Origin of the sequence: Nocardia sp. NPDC052566 (assembly GCF_044547285.1) — a bacterium.
In the GTDB taxonomy this organism is placed as follows: domain Bacteria; phylum Actinomycetota; class Actinomycetes; order Mycobacteriales; family Mycobacteriaceae; genus Nocardia.
In genome coordinates this window covers 795,332-813,021 of the sequence record NZ_JBIUAF010000002.1, presented here as the reverse complement: position 1 = coordinate 813,021, position 17,690 = coordinate 795,332, and the positions used below count along the sequence as shown (strand labels likewise).

Sequence of the window (17,690 nt, the reverse complement as noted above, 5' to 3'; positions counted from 1 at the left end):
ACGAACCTGGAGTTCACATGCTCGCACCATCGACCGGCCGGACCATCTGGCTGACGGGCTTGCCATCATCCGGGAAGTCGACGCTGGCCGCCGCAGTGGCGGCCGCGTTGACCACGCCCGCAGAAGTACTCGACGGCGATATGCTGCGCAACCGGTTCTTTCCGGAGCTGACCTTTTCCTGGTCCGATCGCACGGAGAACATCCGGCGCACCGGCCGCCTGGCGACGATGCTGGCCAGGCACGGGGTGACGGTCCTGGTCTCCGTGATCGCGCCGAGCAGCGAGGCGCGCGAGTGGGTCCGGCAACTGCACGCCGACGCACGAATTCGGTACGACGAGGTCTGGGTCGACGCACCGGCCGCGGTGTGCGAGCGACGCGACGTCAAGGGGTTGTACGCACGGGCTCGACGACAGGAGATCACGGGCGTCACCGGGTTCGACGACCCTTACGAGCCGCCCCACGATCCCAGTCTGCACCTCGAGACCGCCGTGCTGACCGTCGACGAGTGCGTCGCCCGCATCATGGGGCTGGTGCGCGACCCCGTCCCCGCAATGCGAGACGAGGTCGCGCGATGACCACGCTCGTGCAAGCCGCTGCGCTACCCGGGACAACGGGGACGCTCGGGTATCGCATCGGTGTCGTCGGCCTCGGCTATGCCGGGCTACCTCAGGCCGTCGCCTTCGCCGAGGCCGGGCACGAGGTCGTCGGATTCGACGTCGATGCCGCAGTGGTGGGCACGCTGCGGGCAGGAAGAAGCCCGGTGGGCACCATCGCCCACCGCGACATCGAACGGGTGGCCACGCGGCTCACTGTCACCGACAACGCACACGAGCTGCGCCACTGCACCGCCATCCTGATCTGTGTGCCGACGCCGGTCGGCCCGGACGATCAGCCTGACCTGGTGATCTTGCGCGCCGCAACCACCTCGGTTGCGCACAATCTGCGCGCCGGCCAGATCGTGATCCTGGAATCCACGGTCGCCCCTGGCACTACGGCCGAGATCGTGAAACCGATCCTGGAATCGACCGGGTTGCTGGCAGGCGTGCACTTCAGCCTCGCGTTCTCGCCCGAGCGGATCGATCCCGGTAACGCGGGTTTCAACGCGACGAACACCCCGAAGGTCATCGGCGGGTACACCTCCGTCTGTGCACGCAGGGCCGATGAGCTGTACCGAGGCGTGGCGCCGCACACCTACGTGACGAAAGGTCTCGAGGAGGCCGAGGCCGCCAAGGTCCTGGAGAACACCTATCGCCAGGTCAATATCGCGCTGATACACGAGTACGCGGCCTTTTGCCAGGCGCGCGGGATCGACGTGTTGGACAGCATCAATGCCGCGGCCACCAAACCGTTCGGATTCCAAGCCTTCTATCCGAGCATCGGCGTCGGCGGGCACTGCATTCCGGTCGACCCGTTGTACCTTGCCGACGCGGCGCGCCGGGCGGGCACTCCAATGCGAATGATCGAGCTCGCGCACGGTGTCAATACCCGCCAGCCGATCAGAATCGCGGATCAATGCGCGGAGGCACTCGCCGCCAGATCGGGCAGCGCGGCCGACTGCCGGGTGCTGGTGCTCGGCACAACATTCAAACCGGACGTCGACGATATACGCAACACGCCGGCCGTTCCGTTGATTCGACGGTTGCACGAATACGGGATCACCGTTTCGATCCACGATCCCTTCGTCAGCCGACTCGAGGTCGATCGAATCGTCCTGCACTGCGTCGAAGATTGGCAGCACGCCGTCCGTGAGGTCGACCTGGTGATTCTCGGACAGCCACATTCGATTTACGAACCCAAATTTCTTCGTGAGGCGAGCTGCGTGCTCGTAACGGCCGGAATTCCGGCTCGCCCGCGAGCGCAAGCCTTCCCGGCGTGGAACTCGATTCCCAGCGCCGGGGCCGCATATCGAGAAATGAAAGGAGGTTCCGGCAATGATCATCATCCTCGGCGAGAAGACCTCGTAATCCGCTCGGTTCACCGATAACGTCAACAGCGGATACAGCATGAAGGGAGGGACCGAGAAATGATCATCATCCTCGGCGAGAAGACCTCCTAAGAGGCAATGAAGGACCGGGAGTCGAAGACACAGGGACGGACTCCCGGTCATTCTCGTTCACGAATGATTGCGAAATTAAACGATGAGTACCTCGATAACCGTAGCCGGGCTGGAAAACAGACCGGCGTGGTGGCACAACCAGACCATCCGGGTCACCGCCTCGGTCGCCCGCGGATGGGATCTGCACCACACACTGCTCAGTCGCACTCAGTGGGACCGCGAACTGCTCGATGACCATGTACGCGGCCGATTGCGGGAACTGTGTGCGCGCGCCGCCACCCATGGACCATTCCGGCAGCGCGCCGCTGCCACCTCGGCCGCCGAGACACTCGACCTCACGCATTTCCCCGTCCTCGACAAGAAGGATCTCGTCGAGAATTGGGACGCCTTGCACACCGGCCTCGTCGACCCCGTCGACGTGCTGCGGGTATTCACCTCCGGCACCACCGGACAGCCGATTTCGATCGACCATTCAGACCGCCAACTCGATTACGGTTCGGCATGCTCCCTGCGCGTCCTCGACGCGTACGGGCTCGCCCCCGGCCTGCGCTGCCTCCGGGTCACCTGCGATCCCCGGCACCCGCTGCTCGACTTCGACGTCGTCGACGCTCTCGGACCGGCGCTCCAGTTGAATGTCTCCAAGGTGACTCCGGAAAACCGGGCGACCGTGCACGATATCTGCGCGCAATTCCGTCCCGACGCAATATGGGGCCAGCCGATGGAATTGCTGATCACTACCTCGAAGATACGCGACGGGCTTGTTCCCGCACTCACGCCAAAACTCGTGATGACCCACGGCGACAATGTGAGCCCGCGCACCAGATCCGTGATCAGGGAGACATTCGAAGCCGCGCATTGTGACTATTACGCGCTGCAGGAACTCGGTCAGGTCGCCTGGCAATGCCCGGTGGAGGTGGATACCTATCACGTGAATGAGGAGCGTGTGTTGCTGCGCTTCCTGCCGGATAACATCCTGGCGCTCACCAGCTTGATCAATACTGCCATGACCCTTGTGAATTACGCACCGCAAGACTGTGCCGTCCCGGTGCCGGAACCCTGCTCCTGTGGCCGGGTGCTGGCCAGGGTGCGGCAGATCAAGGGACGCCAGCGCGGCTTCCTAGTCGATTCGGACGGCGGCCATCTCAACATCAAGTGGCTGCAGACGACGCTGGACGGACTCCCGGTCGCGGCATGGCGGGTGGCGCAGCGGGAGGCGGGCACGCTGCACATCGACCTCGCCTACGACGCGCACAGCAGTGCGGCCGCCGAAATCGATCGGCTGCGGGCAGGCATCGCCGATCGATTACGAATGTCACAGGTCACGATCGGCGTTTCCACGCCGGAGGCAGTGATCGGTGACTCGGGCAAGGTCAGGCAGTTCGACCTCTATGCGACCCAGGAGACGGTCGCCGACAACCTGCTGGGGGCATCGTGACTACGCTGAGCGACCTGTTGGTGCCGATGGGATCGGCGCTGCTGCGCGAATCGGCCGCCCCGGTGGCCTTGGCCGGCGCTGACGTGAACCGGGACCGACTGTGCGAGAACCTTGTTCGCGTACTGCGTGTCAATCCCGACGCGATCGCCGTCGCGGCTCCGCAGATCGGCGTCCCCCTCCGCGTCGTCGCACTGAGAGCGGCCTCGATGTGCCAGATCAGGGCGCTGTCGCCAGATCATCCCGATGTGGTGATCCACTTCAACCCGCGGATCACCGAGGCGAGCACGGACACCGAGGATGCCTTCGAGGGGTGTTTGAGTGTGCCACGGATCACCGGTGTCGTCGCCAGGCCGGTCACCGTGCACTACACCGCCCAACTCGCGAACTCCCGAGTGGTCACCGCGACGTTGCACGGCAGGGCCGCCCGCGTCGTAGCGCACGAGATCGATCACCTGGACGGGATCCTGTTCGTCGATCGAGCCCCATCGCGGAGTCTGTGCACCCACGGGGTGGCCAACCGCGCGTATGCCTGCGATGTGCGATCGGCTCGCGCGTGTCTCGGGTTCTGAGCGAGTGCGCGATGGGAGTGGGTGCGCGATGGGTGTGACGCACAGGGCGCGGCTGGCAGCGCGGCGGCAGTTGGGTGTCGACGGTATCCATTTCGACGGGACGCTGCGGCGCTGGTACGTCTCGGTGACGATCGACGCGATCGGCACCGGTCTGACGCTTCCGGTCATCCTGCTCTATTTCACAAGGGTCGACGGCATCTCCGTGGTGGGTGTCGGAACCGCGATCTCCGCGGCCACCGGGGCCGCGCTGATCGCCTCGCCCGTCATCGGATCGACAGTCGATCGATTCGGTCCCCGGCGGATGGTCGTCGCCGGATTGCTGGTCAACGCAACGTGCTGCGTGTCGTATCTGTTCACCACGTCTTGGGGTGCACTCGCACTGATCACCGCGATCAACCAGATAGCGAACCAGACTGGGCGGACGGCCAGACAGACCTTCCTCGCATCGTTCGCCGCAAGTCCCGATCGGGTGCGGTTGCTGGCGGTGCAGCGATCACTGCGAAACGCGGGCTATGCCGTTGGCGGACTGGTTGCCGCGGCCGCGATGAGCATAGGGCCGAGCAGTTTTCGATGGCTGATCGTCATCGACGCGCTGTCCTATGCTGCGGCCGCATTGCTCGTGCGCGCGATGCCGGACGGTACACCCGCCGCGGCCCCCGAGCCCAAGCAGGAGCAGCCCACAGGCGGCAGCCCATACCGGGATTTCAGATACCTCGCGCTGGCGTCCGGCAACACCCTGATCCTCATTCAGGTGTATTCATGCACCTTCGCCGTGCCGTTGTGGGTCAGTGGCCACACCCTGCTGCCCGTCAGCATGGCAGGCGTGCTGCTCACGCTGAACACGGTCATCGTCGTGTGCTGGCAGATTCCCCTGTCGCGTGGCTTCGAATCCCTGACAGGTGCGCGCACACTGTATCCACGGGTCGTGGCGCTGACCTGCCTTGCGGGCGCGCTGTATCTCCTGTCCGGCCGCTTGGAGCCGATTCCGTTCGCGGCGGTCGCGATCGTCGTCGCGGTGGTGTCGAACTCAGGCGCCGAGGTCTACTCCTATGTCGCGGGCTGGACCGTCTCCGTGGCGCTGGCGCCCGCCACGTCCCCGGGGCGATACCTGGCCGTCTTCACCGCGAGCGATACCGCGGCCAAGCTGATCACACCCGCCCTGGTTTCGATTCTCTTGGCCACCTACCCCGAGGCTTTATGGCCGGTACAGATTGTGCTCGTCGGGCTTGGCTGCGCATTGAGCAGGTTGGCGTTGCCTCATTCCGCGGCAGAGCGCTCGACATCGGGTGTGAAACGAGCCACGCGGTGAAGTTGTCGGATCATACCCCCGGCCCCGGTCCCTCGGACGTGCCGCTTTCAGCTCGCCGAACCCGGCAGCGCATCGGTCAGAAATTCTCCCACCCCGCTCGTCATGCGGAGTATTCCCGAAGCGCCTGCGGATTGCGCCGCACCGTGACCGAGCACAATCGTGGAGACACCCAGATCTCGAATATTGTCCAGGATCTCGGCTTCGGTCGCCGGATCGACGGCGCTCGTCACTTCATCCAAAACGAGGATGATGGGCTTCTTGACCAGCGCGCGGGCCAGAACGACGCGTTGCCGCTGCCCACCGGACAGGCCGGATCCGCCGACACCGAGCAAGGTTTCATATTTCATCGGAAGGGACATGATGAAATCGTCTATTTCCGCGGCCCGCGCCGCGGCCCGCACCTCGTCGATTGATGCCTCCGGTCGGCAGAACTTGATATTGTCCAGAATCGTGCCCGCCATCAGTGAACTCCCCTGATCGACGTATCCGATTTGCTGGCGGAACTCCACCGGATCAAGATCGGAAAGAGCTGTCCCGTTGATCAATATTCGGCCGGATGTCGGGGCGATCAGCCCGGCGACCAGCATACCGAGGGTGGACTTGCCGGATCCCGACCGGCCGATGATCGCCAGCGTCTCCCCCGGTTGGACCTCGGCGGTCACCGGGTGCACCGAGGCCGTCGGTGCACCCGGGTAAATGTAGGACACATCTTCCAGCCGGATGGCCGGTGGCCGCTCCGACTTGTCGACGCTCAACGTACCGCGCACCTCGGATCGGGCCGTCAGAATATCGTTCATCCGATACAGGTCCGGGGTGAGTTCCACCAGTGCCGCCGATGCCTGCGACAAGTTCGACAGCGAGGCGAACAACCCGGAACTGAGCGCCCCCAGCGCCACCACGGACGACAGAGCGGCGCCGCTCTGCCCAGCATTGCCCAGACCGACCAGCAAGACCAGCAGCGGAGCCGCGAACTGCAGGGTCGCCACCGCGGACGAAATCAGGCCCGCATGCCGTTGCTGCCTGGTGCCGGCGGTGAGTTCGTCGGCGAAAGAATTCAACCAGCGAGTATGGGCAATTCCTTCGGCGCCCAATGCCTTGACGGTGGTTATGTTTGTCAGAATTTCGTGAATCTCGTTGGCCGACTTGGTGCGCGCCTCGAGAGCATCTGCGGAAAGATGCCGCTGCCGCCGCCAGGACAACACCGTGACGAGCGCAAATATCACGATGGAAAGCAGTATTGCCATCGACGTCCAAAATTCTTCGAAGGCGATGACAAGCAGATATCCAATGACGGCCACCACATCGAAGACGGCGCCGACGGTAGTCACCGAGACGACCTGTTTGAGGCGCCCGGTGGAGCGCACACGGTGCGCGAGATCACCCGTGTGCCGCGCCTGGAAGAATTCCAGTGGCAGTCGGCTGAGATGCCCCATCAAAAGCTGCGCCGCGCGTTCCTCGAGCAAGCATTGCACCGAAACTATCAATCTCGACCGAGCAACCTGCAGCAGACCGAAGGAAGCAATCGCGCAGGCCAGTAGAGCCGCCCAGTCGACATAGGCCGGCATCCCGTCCCACAATGCATCCGGGCCCGCGGAAACCATCCGACCGAGCACGAACGGGAACGCCAGGGCGTAGCCGAGCAGGAGAGCGGAGGTGGCGAGCGCGCCCAGCCAACGCACCGTCCGGGGGAGCAGCGACGCCGCCAGCGCAACCATCGCGTCCCCCTCGGCCGGTCCCGTCTCGGCGCGGTTGCGGACGGCCCGACTGTTGAATTCCAGTGCAACGCCGGTGAAGTCGGAGTCGGCCTCGGCCCACGTGATCGCCCGGCGGCCCACGGCCGGATCGACGATCAGCAGATGCGAGCGGGTGGCCTTCACTAGAACGACAAAGTGGTTGAACCGCCAGTACAGAATCGATCCGGGCGTCAGATGGGACAGCCCGGACAGATCGGCGCGAACACCACGGCCATCGAGCCCGTATCGACGTGCGACCTGCAGCAACATCGCCGCGGACACGCCGTTGCGGCCGCTGCTCGACTGCTCGCGCAGCTCTTGCGCCGAGACGTGGATACCCCTGGTCGCCAGAACCATCCGCAGGCAGGCAGGCCCACAGTCCGCCATGGTGTGCTGCGGATAGAAGGGTACATCGATGCGGCGGCCCATCCGGACACCGCGCGGTATTCGATTCGGATCATTACCGGCACGAAAGGATACCGCGCCGAAGATGCCGTCGCTTCTGATACGCGCCGACTTGCGAAACCGCGGCCGACCAACCAGCCGTTCGATCGAATCCGAGATCGGATGCTCGGTCATCGTCCCACCAATCCTTGGAGAATTCTTTCCGACGCCGCAGGGGGGAACACCGCCGAGTTCGCATGAAGATCGATGGTGAATGACTCGCCGGTATTGCGAATCTTGAGGGATATCGGCCGCTGCGAGGACATCGGCGCCACGAATTTGACGATCGACACACCATCGGCCCGTTCGAGACGCCCTGCCGCCTCGGAGACATCGAGATAATTGAAGATCGGAAAAGGGCGTTCACAAATCGCGCGCTGCGACTCCAGATCACGTAGCGCAATGCTGTCCACCCACTGATGCGCCGACGCCCGAATGAGCTTCCCCACTATCCCGGCTTGCCATCGCGGGCGGTCGCGGTCGATTATTATCGGCCGGACGGTCGAGAACATACCGACCTGCTGTGCCAGGCGCTCCGAACGCATTGTGAAGACGACATCGATGAGTGTGAACCTGGGCTGATATTCGCACCAGGTGGCAGCGAGCCGCTGGAAAAACAGCGCCGACGGCCCCCACGGCCCGGCCGCCGCATTGCGCGTGAGCTCGAGATACGCCGCCCCAGCGATGATCGCGCTGTGTGTGCGCAATCTGGCCACCGGAACATCGATGCACTCCTCGAATGTCGCGCCCGCTAGCTCGAATTCACGCTCCCAATGTCGACGCGCAGCGCCGGCGGCCGCCGGGCTCGGCTGAGCGTCGGTTATCGCCGATTCATATCGGTCGCCCGGCGGCACTGGATCTTCCCCTGCCGCGGCGGCCAGCACGGCCGCGCGGAGCGCGTCCAACACGAGACCGATCGAAGCGTGGTCGACCGCGATCTGCTGCAGGGAAATGACCAGGTGGAACCTGGTCGGCGAAGTTTTCACGACCACGAATCGGTACACCCCGTGACGGGACCAGTCCCACTGGGCGGCATCTCGATGAAGGAGCCCCCTGACGTAATTCGCCTGCCGGGCCGGGTCGGCATCCGAAACATCGGAAAATTCGACTGCGGCGACATGGTCCTCGAACGGCTCGACCTCCTGCACATACCCGCTCGCGACGGACCCCGAGAATACCGAGCGCAGCGCCGAAAACCCACGCAGAACGGTTTGTATACCCGCCGCGATGTGCTCCGGGCGCACTCCATTCGGAAAACTCATCGTAAATCCGAGATGATTACTACCCCCTGTCGAGCCCTGCTGCTGCTCCAGGAGCAAATCCACCTGACCGGCCAATACCGGAAACTTCATGTTCGCCCCGAGTTCGCAATAGTCCGACAAGGAGATTGGATAGTTGTGGGGCGCGATTTCCACCGCGCCCCACAACTTGGCGATTCCGTTTATTGGACAGAATCAGCCGGTATTAGCCACAGCCGAGTCGACCGCCGACGATGTCGTCGAGCTCCAACTCATCGATGGTCTCGATGTCGACCTTCACAAATTCGATCTTCACGTTCTTCACCTCCTTCCTACAATCGATGGAAACAACCGTCCGACGGGCGGCCGAGCCGAGACCCGTCAGCGAAATCTTCGAGAATTCAGCAGCCTGATGCCGGACGAAGCAATCAGGACTGACATAGGGGTCCGCGCCGCGAGCGGCGAGCCTCCAATAGAAATGGCAGGGAACAAGGCACCCCGGTGAACGAGTCGATAGTCGACAAGGTGTGATCCCATATTAACCGCTGCCGCCGTGCTGTGCTGTCACGAAAAGTCGCGACGCTTTGCCGGAAGCGCATTATGCGAGCATGAAGTCTGCCCACTGTTGTCCCCGGCACAGATCGCCCGGTGACGTTCATCGGCAGAGAGGAAATATGTGGAATCAAAGGGAACGACCGCATGACATGGGACTTCGACTTCCGCCCGGATGCCCCCGACCAATTCCTCAGTGGCACTCGATGCCCCGATACCCCGCGCGCGCCGCAGGAGCGGCGCCGCTCGCCGGGACGCCAGAGTTTCGATCAGGTGAGCAATCGAAGGACGATGCATATGGACCAGCACATCGAGGAGTTCAGGGAGAACGGCTACACCGTTGTCCGGAATGTCTTCACCCAGGACGAGGTAGGGCGAATGACCGCCGCGGCCGACCGTGTGAGGGACAAGGTGCGCAGCTCCCCCGGTTCGTACGAGAGTCGCTACACCGCACGGGACGAAACGCGCGTCGACACGTGGGGGGTCAACCACGTCTTCGATCCGGGCCTGTATGAAGACGACCTCGCCGCGATGTTCGCCAACCCCGCCCTGATGCGATTTGTGCACCTGTTCCTGGGTGAGCGACTGCGTTTCTGGAACGCGCACGCGCTCTGGGAGCCACAGTTGGTGAACTACGAGCTGAACTGGCACCGGGACAACGGCGAGAACGAACACTTCGACAGCACCGGTGGCTCCAACCACGTCCAGCTCGACGTGAGCCTCACAGAGCAGCATGCCTTCCGGGTCATCCCCGGATCTCACCGGCGCCCGCTGTCCGAACCGGAGCGCCGGCAGATCGCAGTGAAGGGCATCGGGCCACTCCCCGGCGAGGTAGTCGTGCACTGCGGGCCGGGTGACGTCCTGTACCGCAATCACCACACGGTCCACCGCGGGTCGTGCACCACCGATACACCCCGCCGGGCGTTGGACATCAACCTGCAGGCGTACGACGAGCCTTCGGGCCCCCGTCCGTCGTGGCGGTTCACCCGAGACCCCGACTATCTGCACAGCGTGCACCCGGCTCTTCGCGAGTTGATGGCCAACACCATCGAGTGGGACGAAGCGCATCCGCTCTCCCGGTCCCAGATCCAGCGCAGGCTCCGGTCCAGCCGGGAAATCAGCGGGCACATCGCTGACGGGCGCCCGCACGACTCCGGTACCCGCCCCGGACCACGCAGGGAAGCTGAGGACGGATGACCAACCACGACACGGAGACCTATGTGGTCTCCAGCTACCTGAGCCCCGCCGGGCCGATGGCCTTCAGTTCGCGCCGTCACGATCAGAACGTGGCGCTCTGGCGTATCGACGACCAGGCGGTCACGCTTGTCCGATACTGGGAGATCGAGCGTCTGTCAGGCCTGAAGCATCACGTGATTCCCCTGTATGACCGGCGTTCACCGGCGGATCTGATTGATCGGCTGCTCGCGCAGGAAGGTCTGACTCGAGCCGATGTGTCGGACGTGTGGGGCACGCCGGGGCTGGAGACGGCCGAGGTACTTCCGGAGTTCGACCACATGGGCCTGCCCACACACAGCCTCGCCCATCTGTTTTCCGGGTTGTGCATGGATTCCGCGAAGTTCCGCGAATCCACGATCATCGCGCTCGCGTTGGACGCAGGCCCGGACTTCGTACTGGAAACCGGAGTCAGCAACGACTACTGGTACGCGGGTGCGATCTCTCGGCAGGGCTCGGTCCTCATCACCCCGGTGGAATCCCCGGGACAGCTGTGGTCGGCGGCCGAGCGGATCTTCGACAGGGAGCCGGGAACGCTGATGGCGCTCGCGCACGCCACTTCGGTCGCCGTCGAGTACGACCCCGCGCCCCTTGTGACGCAGCGTTACTGGGGCGGATCCGCCTTGATCGGGCGCTGCCATGAACTGGTACAGGCGATGAGGGATGCCGCGGAGCGGGCAATTACGTCAGGCAGTGGTCGAGGCGAGCGGGCCTTCTCGCGGGAGGAGCTGGTCGCCAGCGCGGTATCGAAGATTATTCAAGCGGTTTCGATCACCATTGCCGAGCGCAGTGTAGATATGCTGCTGAGGGCGGGTGAGGTGGCACCGGACCAAGCATATCTGTCGATTTCCGGCGGATATGCATTGAACTGTCCGACTAATTCGCACCTGTTGTCGACTTACGGATTCCGTGGCCTGTTGACACCGCCGTGTGCCAATGACTCCGGCCAGGCGCTGGGGATCGGCTTGATGGGATTCTATGCGCGCGGCGATCTGCATACACGCGAGGTAGTGACAGCGTTACCGTATGCGGGGGAATACCGACTCCGGGTTCCGGAGGCGAGATCCCGCTGGGGTGCGCGAATATTGGATATCCAAGATTTTGACGAGCAGACCTTTGTGCAGGATCTGGAACGGGGCCCGATCGCGTGGGTAGACGGCGCCGCCGAGGTGGGACCTCGGGCGCTGGGGCATCGAAGCCTGCTGGGCGACCCGCGGACGTTGCACACGAAGCGGATCCTCAACGAGGTGAAACAGCGGCAGTGGTGGCGGCCGGTGGCGCCGATCGTGCTGGAAGATTTCGTCGGGGACTGGTTCGTCGGCGGCCGACCTTCGCCGTTCATGTTGGAAACTTTTCAAGTGGCGCCGGAGTACCGAGATATTGTGCCCGCCATTTCCCATCTGGACGGCAGTGCGCGTATTCAGACGCTGTCGACCCGGGACGATCCGTTTCTAACGCACGCAATGAAGGCGTTTCATCAGGCGACGGGTGTGCCGATCGTCTGCAATACCTCGCTGAATGATCGAGGCGAGCCGATCGCCAACGACGCCTCGGACGCTGTGAACTTCTGCGTGCGAAAGGGCATAGAGGTGGCTTACATTGGACGGCAGCGGTTCCTGCTCGACACGCTGCGCCGAGATGACGATGTAGACGATCCCGAGGTTCGACCGTTGAATGCGTTCTATGTGGATCAGGAGCGTCCGGCGGCGGTCTTCGATCCGTCGGTTGATGCCGACGTCATGTTCCTCCTGTATTTCTGGCCCAGTATGTCCCGATTCATGGACAGCCCGGCCGGCCTGACCAGGCTTCGCGCCGTCGCCCGTCGACTGGCACAGCAGGACAGCGACTACCACACCAGGGCCGAGCGCTTCCTGTCGCGGTGGCGACAGGTGCTGGCAGTGTGCGGAAACCACCCTGCGAACGACAGCTCATAGCCGCCGAAGCGGCAGATCGATCGGCCACCGTACCCTCTGGCCAACTGAAATCTGGTGCGGCGCGGACATATCCGCGCCGCACCTCCCGAATGCGCCGATCAGACTGTTCCGGCGCGGTGCAGCTTTTCCAGGTTGGCGGCCACTTTGGCAAGGGCTTCGGCCCAGCGGTCGAGATCGGGACGGATGTCGACGGAATAGACGGGGAGCCGCAAAGCGTGCGCGAGATACGAAGCAGCGCCTGGGAATTCGTCCCCACGGTACTGTCTGTACCGAGCAGCGGAAGAGCCGAAGGTCTGGGTGTGCCAGGCCGGATCTCGAAAGACCGATTGCTGGTGCATCGCCCCGGACCGTACCCTCGACAGTGGCACGCCCTCGGCGACAACAGCTTCGACATAGGTCTCGATCGGCAGGCCGTCCAGCTCCTCGGGTACATAGAGCGGTTGATAGCTGTAATACGACAGTCGATCCATGTAATCGTGCCGAACCGGCGGGCGAATGCCGGGAATGCCGGTCAGCAGTCGATCCATACGCTCATAGTTGCGCTGTCGCACCGCGAGTACCTCGTCCAGCCCGCTCAGTGAGGCACGGGCCAAGACGGCGCCCAACGGATGCATTCGAAGGTTATGGCCGAAACCGGTGGTCGCGAACCGCGCGTATTCTTCGCTGCGGACGTCCTCCTCGGCGCGCGCCAGAAAATGCCCCAGCATGACGGCGCGCTCGTAGACTCGTTGCGTGTCGGTGACGAGGATGCCTCCGGTGCCCGCGGTAACGGTCTTCTTCGCCTGCAGGCTGAACGCACCGACGTCGCCGAACCGACCCACATTTGTACCGGAGCACACGGCGCCGTGAGCTTGCGAGCAGTCTTCGACCACGGCGAGGTCGTGCCGCCGCGCAATCGCCATGACCCTGCCCATATCGACGGGAACGCCGTTGAGATGGGTGACGACGATGGCACGGGTCCGTGATGTGATATGCCGCTCCAGGTCGGCTGGGTCGACGTTTCCGGTCGACGCGTCGACGTCGACGAGCACGGGAACCGCGTTGACGGTGAATACGGGCATCACCGTCGCCAGAAACGTGTACGTGGGCGCCAGCACCTCGTCGCCGGGCGTCAAGCCGATCCCGAAGAAGGCGGAGTACAGCGCGGAGGTGCCGGAATTGACCGCCAGGGCGTACGTCGATCCGGTGTAGCGCTCGAACTCCCGCTCGAGCAGGCCCACCTGCCCCTCGCGCCCCACGTATGCGGTTTCCCCGCGCCGCACCATGTCGGCAATCAGGGCGAGCTCGCGGTCGCCGACTGGAGGTGGGCCGAGAGCTGGAATCCTGTCGACTACCGGTGTGCCGCCCAGTATTGCCAGGTCGGTCGAGATGGTCGCCACGTGGAGTTTTCCCCTTCTGCGAATGGGTGATTCGGTCAGTCGATAGGTAAGAGAGCGCGCACCGCCCCGATCGAGGTGGCGTGGACGGTCCGCACACCGAGCGCCGAGAGATCCGCCATCAGCCGCCGGTTCACCGCCCGCGTGGCGCGGTGGCTGACGATCGCCCAGGTCAGCAGGTCCCACGCGCTGGCAAGGCATTCACTGTTGCCGTTCCACAGCGGCGTGCCGCGCACGAGCCTGCCCAGCGAACGGCGGACGATGCGCGGCATGGAGGTGACCAGCGATACGTCCAGCCAGATCACGGTGTCCGCGGCGGCCACGAGTGTCGGGTGCGCGGACTCGTACTGGCCGTCGATGATCCACGAGTCGGTCTCGGTGATCGCAGCCACCGACGCACGGAACTGCCCGGCCGCGGCACGCCGCCAGCCGGGCTGCCAGAAGAGCGCGTCCAGTTCGTGATGCGGCAGGCCGAGTTCGGCCGATAAGGCGCGGCCGAGCGTCGTCTTGCCCGAGCCGGCGGCGCCGACCAGCCAGATCCGTCGCGGTCCGCCGGTCATGATCGTCGGTCGCCCACGATGCGGCGCAGCAGCTCGATGCTCTCAGCAGTGGTGCGGTCCTCGCCGAGATCGAACAGCAAACCATCCTGCTCGATCATGGGGTTGTCCGACAGCCGCTGGACCTGTTCGAGGTCGATGCCCGCGGCCCGCAGTTCCCGGCCGAGCTGGGTGTCGGTGAGCGGCATCGCGGCCCAGTCCTCGGCGAAGTATCGCTGGATGGTGAACATCGCCTCGATCGGGCCCGGCGAAATGTGGATCCCGTTCAATCGGGTGCACACCTGCCACGGTCGCAGGGCATAGAGCAGGTGCTTGACGGATCCGGGGCAGGCCTGTGCCGGGTCGGTCGCACCGATCACCTCACGCCGCAGTTCGTCGGTGCGCCTACTCGTGTGACAGGTCAGGAACACCAGGCTCCCACCGGGACGATGGAAGTGCTCCAGCTGGCAGGGATGGAACGCGTTGAGAACCAGCAACGGCTGTTCGTCGAGCACGATCCGGGACGCATAAACGCCGGATGCGATCTTGGTGATAGGTAGGTTGCGGGCCAGGGTATCCAGCGCAAGCGGTGTCAGATCCGGCCGGACTTCGAGCAGTTGATGCCCGCCGAGGATCTGTCGGCTATTCGATTTGCTCGCCGTGACGATGTCCGGGTAATCATGGGCGAGTCGGTGCAGGACATTTCTCGGCACTGCGCTGAGACCCAGCCTGGACACCCGATTCAGCACCGGGTAGTGCCCTTCGATGAACCGCAAGGCCGCGAGCTTTTCGGTACTGGCGACGCGGACCCCACCGATCGTCACATCGGAGTCAGCCAGCAGTTCGAACGTCCGATGCAGTGGGGCCGTGCCGCGACGGATCGCGGCGGTGAACTCCGGCTTGAGCACGATCAGGAACTGTCCGCCATCGCCCGATGTGGGAACCCGATAACCACGGACCCAGCCATCACCGCGCTGGACCACATCGGTGATGTCGTCCGCGAGGGCGGTCGTCGTCACCACATCGTCACCCCGGTGACGATGATCCGCCGAGTCAGATCGACGGTGGCACCAAGCGCCGCTTCGACCTCATTGCGGATGGTTTCGGTCTCCGCCGGGTCGTCCGAGAGTCCGCGCACCCGCACAACCACCTCGTCGGGATTGTCCAGCGGGGCCTCCTTGGAGGTGAAGAGGTGGGTCTCCACCGGCTTGCCGAGCAACTCGTGCAACCGCACCGCGAGCTGGCGGGCCAAGACGCCGTACAACTTGCCGGTGTGATCCAAGGGGTTCTTTCCGGCGGGCGCCTCGATGCTCATCGACCGCATCGGGGTGATCAGGCCGGTGATGCGGTTACCACGACCGACCGCACCGACGTCGCCGGTGTCGGCAACCGAGCCGAGCGCGGTCAGGTATGGACGGCCGTTGCGGTCGGTCGGGTTGACCAGCAGGGTGGGCTCGCTGCCGAGCTGCTCGGTCAGCAGAGCGAGGATTTCCGCGTGGCAGGCCTGCTTGCGTTCCAGGTAGTGCTCGAACGAGCGAATTCCGTTGGCCAGGAACGGCATGTTCACGACAAAGCTGAACGACTCGACATTGCGGCTGCCGAATACCTTCACGTCCCAGCCGGTATCGGGGTTGCGCTGCTTGAACGCGGGACCGTTGATCAGCTGTTCGATATCCAGCACGGCCTGCTCGAGGCGACTGAACGGGGCGTACGAGTGCAGCAGGTTGGTGTCGTTGGATACCAGTGTGGTGTCACCGATCTCGACGAGGTCGTCCAGCGTCTGGGGCTGGTAACGCGAATTGCCACGGCCGGCTCCCTGATGGTCGACGATCCGGCAGTCGACGGTCAGGTGACGATCGGCATCGAAGCCGGTGCTGACCGCGGTCAGCACCTCGGTCGCGGCCTGCGTGAGGATCGGCACCAGCGGGATCTGATGCTCACCGACGCGGTAGGCGCCCTTGCCAGCGAACAGCACGGTGTAGGGATTCGTCAGCTCTCCGCGGCCGTAGTCGAGATCCGCTTCGCCGCCGAAGATCATCACCTTGTCGAACCAGTGGTGCGCGATCCGGCCGAAGTTGTCCAGGCAGTACCTCGAGTACAGCTGGGAGGCGCGCTCAGCGATCGCGTCGCACATGGTGTCCGGGTGGCCGACGCCCTTACGTTCGACGAGCTCATAGGGAAGGTCCTCTATTCCCGTGTCGTTGTCGGCATAGACGGCGATGTGGCGCTCGATGGTCGTGGCCATGGCAGGCTCCTAGGTTTTGTGGTAGCGAACAGGGGGTCAGTCGAGCAGAGTGGTCAGTCGCGCGGCGCCCGATCGGAGGTCCCGGAAGTTTTGCCTGAGCTCGAATGCGGGCACCTCGGCCGCCAGTCGGTTGCACAGCCTGGTCGTCGAGGTCCGCGACGCCGCGCTGAAATGGGGTAGCAAGAAGTCGGCTTGTTTGACCGGCTGAGGCAGCAGTTCACCCAACAGGCGCCGAGCGGTCTCCGCGCGCGCCAATGGGCGCAGCTTTGGCGGAGACTCCTCGGCGAATTGCGGAAATACCAGTGCGGTCACCGGAGCCGACGCCTGAACCGCGGGCGCGCGCAACGCTCCGGCCAGCGCACTCGGCAGTAGCATCACCGAACCGATGCCGGAGCCGTCGCCGGGATGACCGGAAGCCGTCGGGACGACGTTCTCCGGCCGAATACCCAAGGCGTCGAAGGTGTCCCGCCGCACTGAGATCGCCCGTGGCCAGCCACGCCCGATCCACCCGGACCCGGTACGGGCGATACTCACATCGTCGTTGCCGACGAATACGGCGCCCGAGATCATCGCCGACAGCAGTGTCGAGGTCTTGCCCGCGCGTTTCGGGCCGAGCACGACGACCCCGGCCCGCTGCGGCCGTGCCACCATACCGGCGTGCGGGAAGATTTCGTTCGAACTCGCCGCCAGGCACAGCCGCAGCACGATCCGCAGGTAACGAGCGGCAAGGTGAGCGGCGAAGCCCGGCGGGGTCGACGGGGCGACGACGATCCGACGTATCCGGTGATCCACCCACAGCACGGCTTCGGGCTCCGTGGTGGATCTGAGCACGACCTGTTGCTTGTTACTGCAGTCGAAGCGGGGATCCGCGCCGAACTGCACGGTCCACTGTGCGGTGCCGGTCGATGCCCCGGCGGTGAGGTACGGGGCTACCCGGACCACGACGTCATCGATCAGCTCCGGTGGCGCCGTCAGGGCGACACGGTGGCGGGCAACCGAAAAGTCCAGCGTGACCTTCGTATCGGGCATC

The 17,690-nt window shown here is 64.3% G+C and carries 14 protein-coding genes; 7 read left to right on the top strand and 7 right to left on the bottom strand.

Annotation, left to right across the window (positions count from 1 at the left end):
* Positions 1–17: 17 nt before the first annotated feature.
* The 5 genes from cysC to ACIG5A_RS10700 all read left to right on the top strand — a co-directional run bounded on the left by cysC (position 18) and on the right by ACIG5A_RS10700 (position 5,369).
* Positions 18–575 carry an adenylyl-sulfate kinase gene (gene cysC / locus ACIG5A_RS10720; RefSeq protein WP_397239936.1) on the top strand — a complete coding sequence of 186 codons (558 nt, stop codon included), beginning with the start codon at positions 18–20 and terminating at the stop codon, positions 573–575.
* Positions 572–1,984, top strand: coding sequence for a nucleotide sugar dehydrogenase (locus ACIG5A_RS10715; RefSeq protein ID WP_397239935.1), 1,413 nt, complete (start codon positions 572–574; stop codon positions 1,982–1,984). The genes cysC and ACIG5A_RS10715 overlap by 4 nt, the downstream gene beginning before the upstream one ends.
* A 154-nt stretch (positions 1,985–2,138) precedes the next feature.
* Positions 2,139–3,491 (top strand): hypothetical protein, encoded by a 1,353-nt coding sequence (locus ACIG5A_RS10710; RefSeq protein WP_397239934.1) that lies wholly within the window; start codon positions 2,139–2,141, stop codon positions 3,489–3,491.
* Positions 3,488–4,060 (top strand): peptide deformylase, encoded by a 573-nt coding sequence (locus ACIG5A_RS10705; protein WP_397239933.1) that lies wholly within the window; start codon positions 3,488–3,490, stop codon positions 4,058–4,060. Before ACIG5A_RS10710 ends, ACIG5A_RS10705 begins: the two co-directional genes overlap by 4 nt.
* A 28-nt stretch (positions 4,061–4,088) precedes the next feature.
* Complete coding sequence (locus ACIG5A_RS10700; protein ID WP_397239932.1) at positions 4,089–5,369, top strand: MFS transporter; 1,281 nt, start codon at positions 4,089–4,091, stop codon at positions 5,367–5,369.
* Between the two features lie 47 nt (positions 5,370–5,416).
* Here ACIG5A_RS10700 and ACIG5A_RS10695 read toward each other — a convergent pair whose 3' ends face one another.
* Both ACIG5A_RS10695 and ACIG5A_RS10690 read right to left on the bottom strand, forming a co-directional pair.
* Positions 5,417–7,681, bottom strand: a complete 2,265-nt coding sequence (locus ACIG5A_RS10695) for a peptidase domain-containing ABC transporter (protein WP_397239931.1) — start codon at positions 7,679–7,681, stop codon at positions 5,417–5,419.
* A complete protein-coding gene (locus ACIG5A_RS10690; RefSeq protein ID WP_397239930.1) occupies positions 7,678–8,961 on the bottom strand; it encodes a hypothetical protein in 1,284 nt (427 codons plus the stop codon). Before ACIG5A_RS10690 ends, ACIG5A_RS10695 begins: the two co-directional genes overlap by 4 nt.
* 522 nt (positions 8,962–9,483) lie before the next feature.
* Between ACIG5A_RS10690 and ACIG5A_RS10685 the strand changes: the two genes are divergently transcribed.
* Both ACIG5A_RS10685 and ACIG5A_RS10680 read left to right on the top strand, forming a co-directional pair.
* The gene (locus tag ACIG5A_RS10685; RefSeq protein WP_397239929.1) at positions 9,484–10,533 is read left to right on the top strand and encodes a phytanoyl-CoA dioxygenase family protein; all 1,050 of its coding nucleotides are present in this window, start codon (positions 9,484–9,486) and stop codon (positions 10,531–10,533) included.
* Positions 10,530–12,503, top strand: a complete 1,974-nt coding sequence (locus tag ACIG5A_RS10680; protein ID WP_397239928.1) for a carbamoyltransferase C-terminal domain-containing protein — start codon at positions 10,530–10,532, stop codon at positions 12,501–12,503. The genes ACIG5A_RS10685 and ACIG5A_RS10680 overlap by 4 nt, the downstream gene beginning before the upstream one ends.
* 98 nt (positions 12,504–12,601) lie before the next feature.
* On the opposite strand, the gene ACIG5A_RS10675 is transcribed toward ACIG5A_RS10680, so the two are convergent.
* Genes ACIG5A_RS10675 through ACIG5A_RS10655 form a run of 5 tightly spaced genes read right to left on the bottom strand, consistent with a single transcriptional unit; the run spans position 12,602 to position 17,689 of the window.
* On the bottom strand, positions 12,602–13,882 hold the full coding sequence (locus ACIG5A_RS10675) for a DegT/DnrJ/EryC1/StrS family aminotransferase (protein WP_397239927.1): 1,281 nt from the start codon (positions 13,880–13,882) through the stop codon (positions 12,602–12,604).
* Positions 13,883–13,917: 35 nt separating this feature from the next.
* The gene (locus ACIG5A_RS10670; RefSeq protein WP_397239926.1) at positions 13,918–14,439 is read right to left on the bottom strand and encodes a hypothetical protein; all 522 of its coding nucleotides are present in this window, start codon (positions 14,437–14,439) and stop codon (positions 13,918–13,920) included.
* The gene (locus ACIG5A_RS10665; protein ID WP_397239925.1) at positions 14,436–15,434 is read right to left on the bottom strand and encodes a hypothetical protein; all 999 of its coding nucleotides are present in this window, start codon (positions 15,432–15,434) and stop codon (positions 14,436–14,438) included. Before ACIG5A_RS10665 ends, ACIG5A_RS10670 begins: the two co-directional genes overlap by 4 nt.
* Entirely contained in the window at positions 15,431–16,660 is a 1,230-nt protein-coding gene (locus tag ACIG5A_RS10660) for a methionine adenosyltransferase (protein ID WP_397239924.1), read from the bottom strand. The genes ACIG5A_RS10665 and ACIG5A_RS10660 overlap by 4 nt, the downstream gene beginning before the upstream one ends.
* A gap of 36 nt (positions 16,661–16,696) precedes the next feature.
* Positions 16,697–17,689, bottom strand: a complete 993-nt coding sequence (locus ACIG5A_RS10655; protein ID WP_397239923.1) for a hypothetical protein — start codon at positions 17,687–17,689, stop codon at positions 16,697–16,699.
* Position 17,690: the final 1 nt, after the last annotated feature.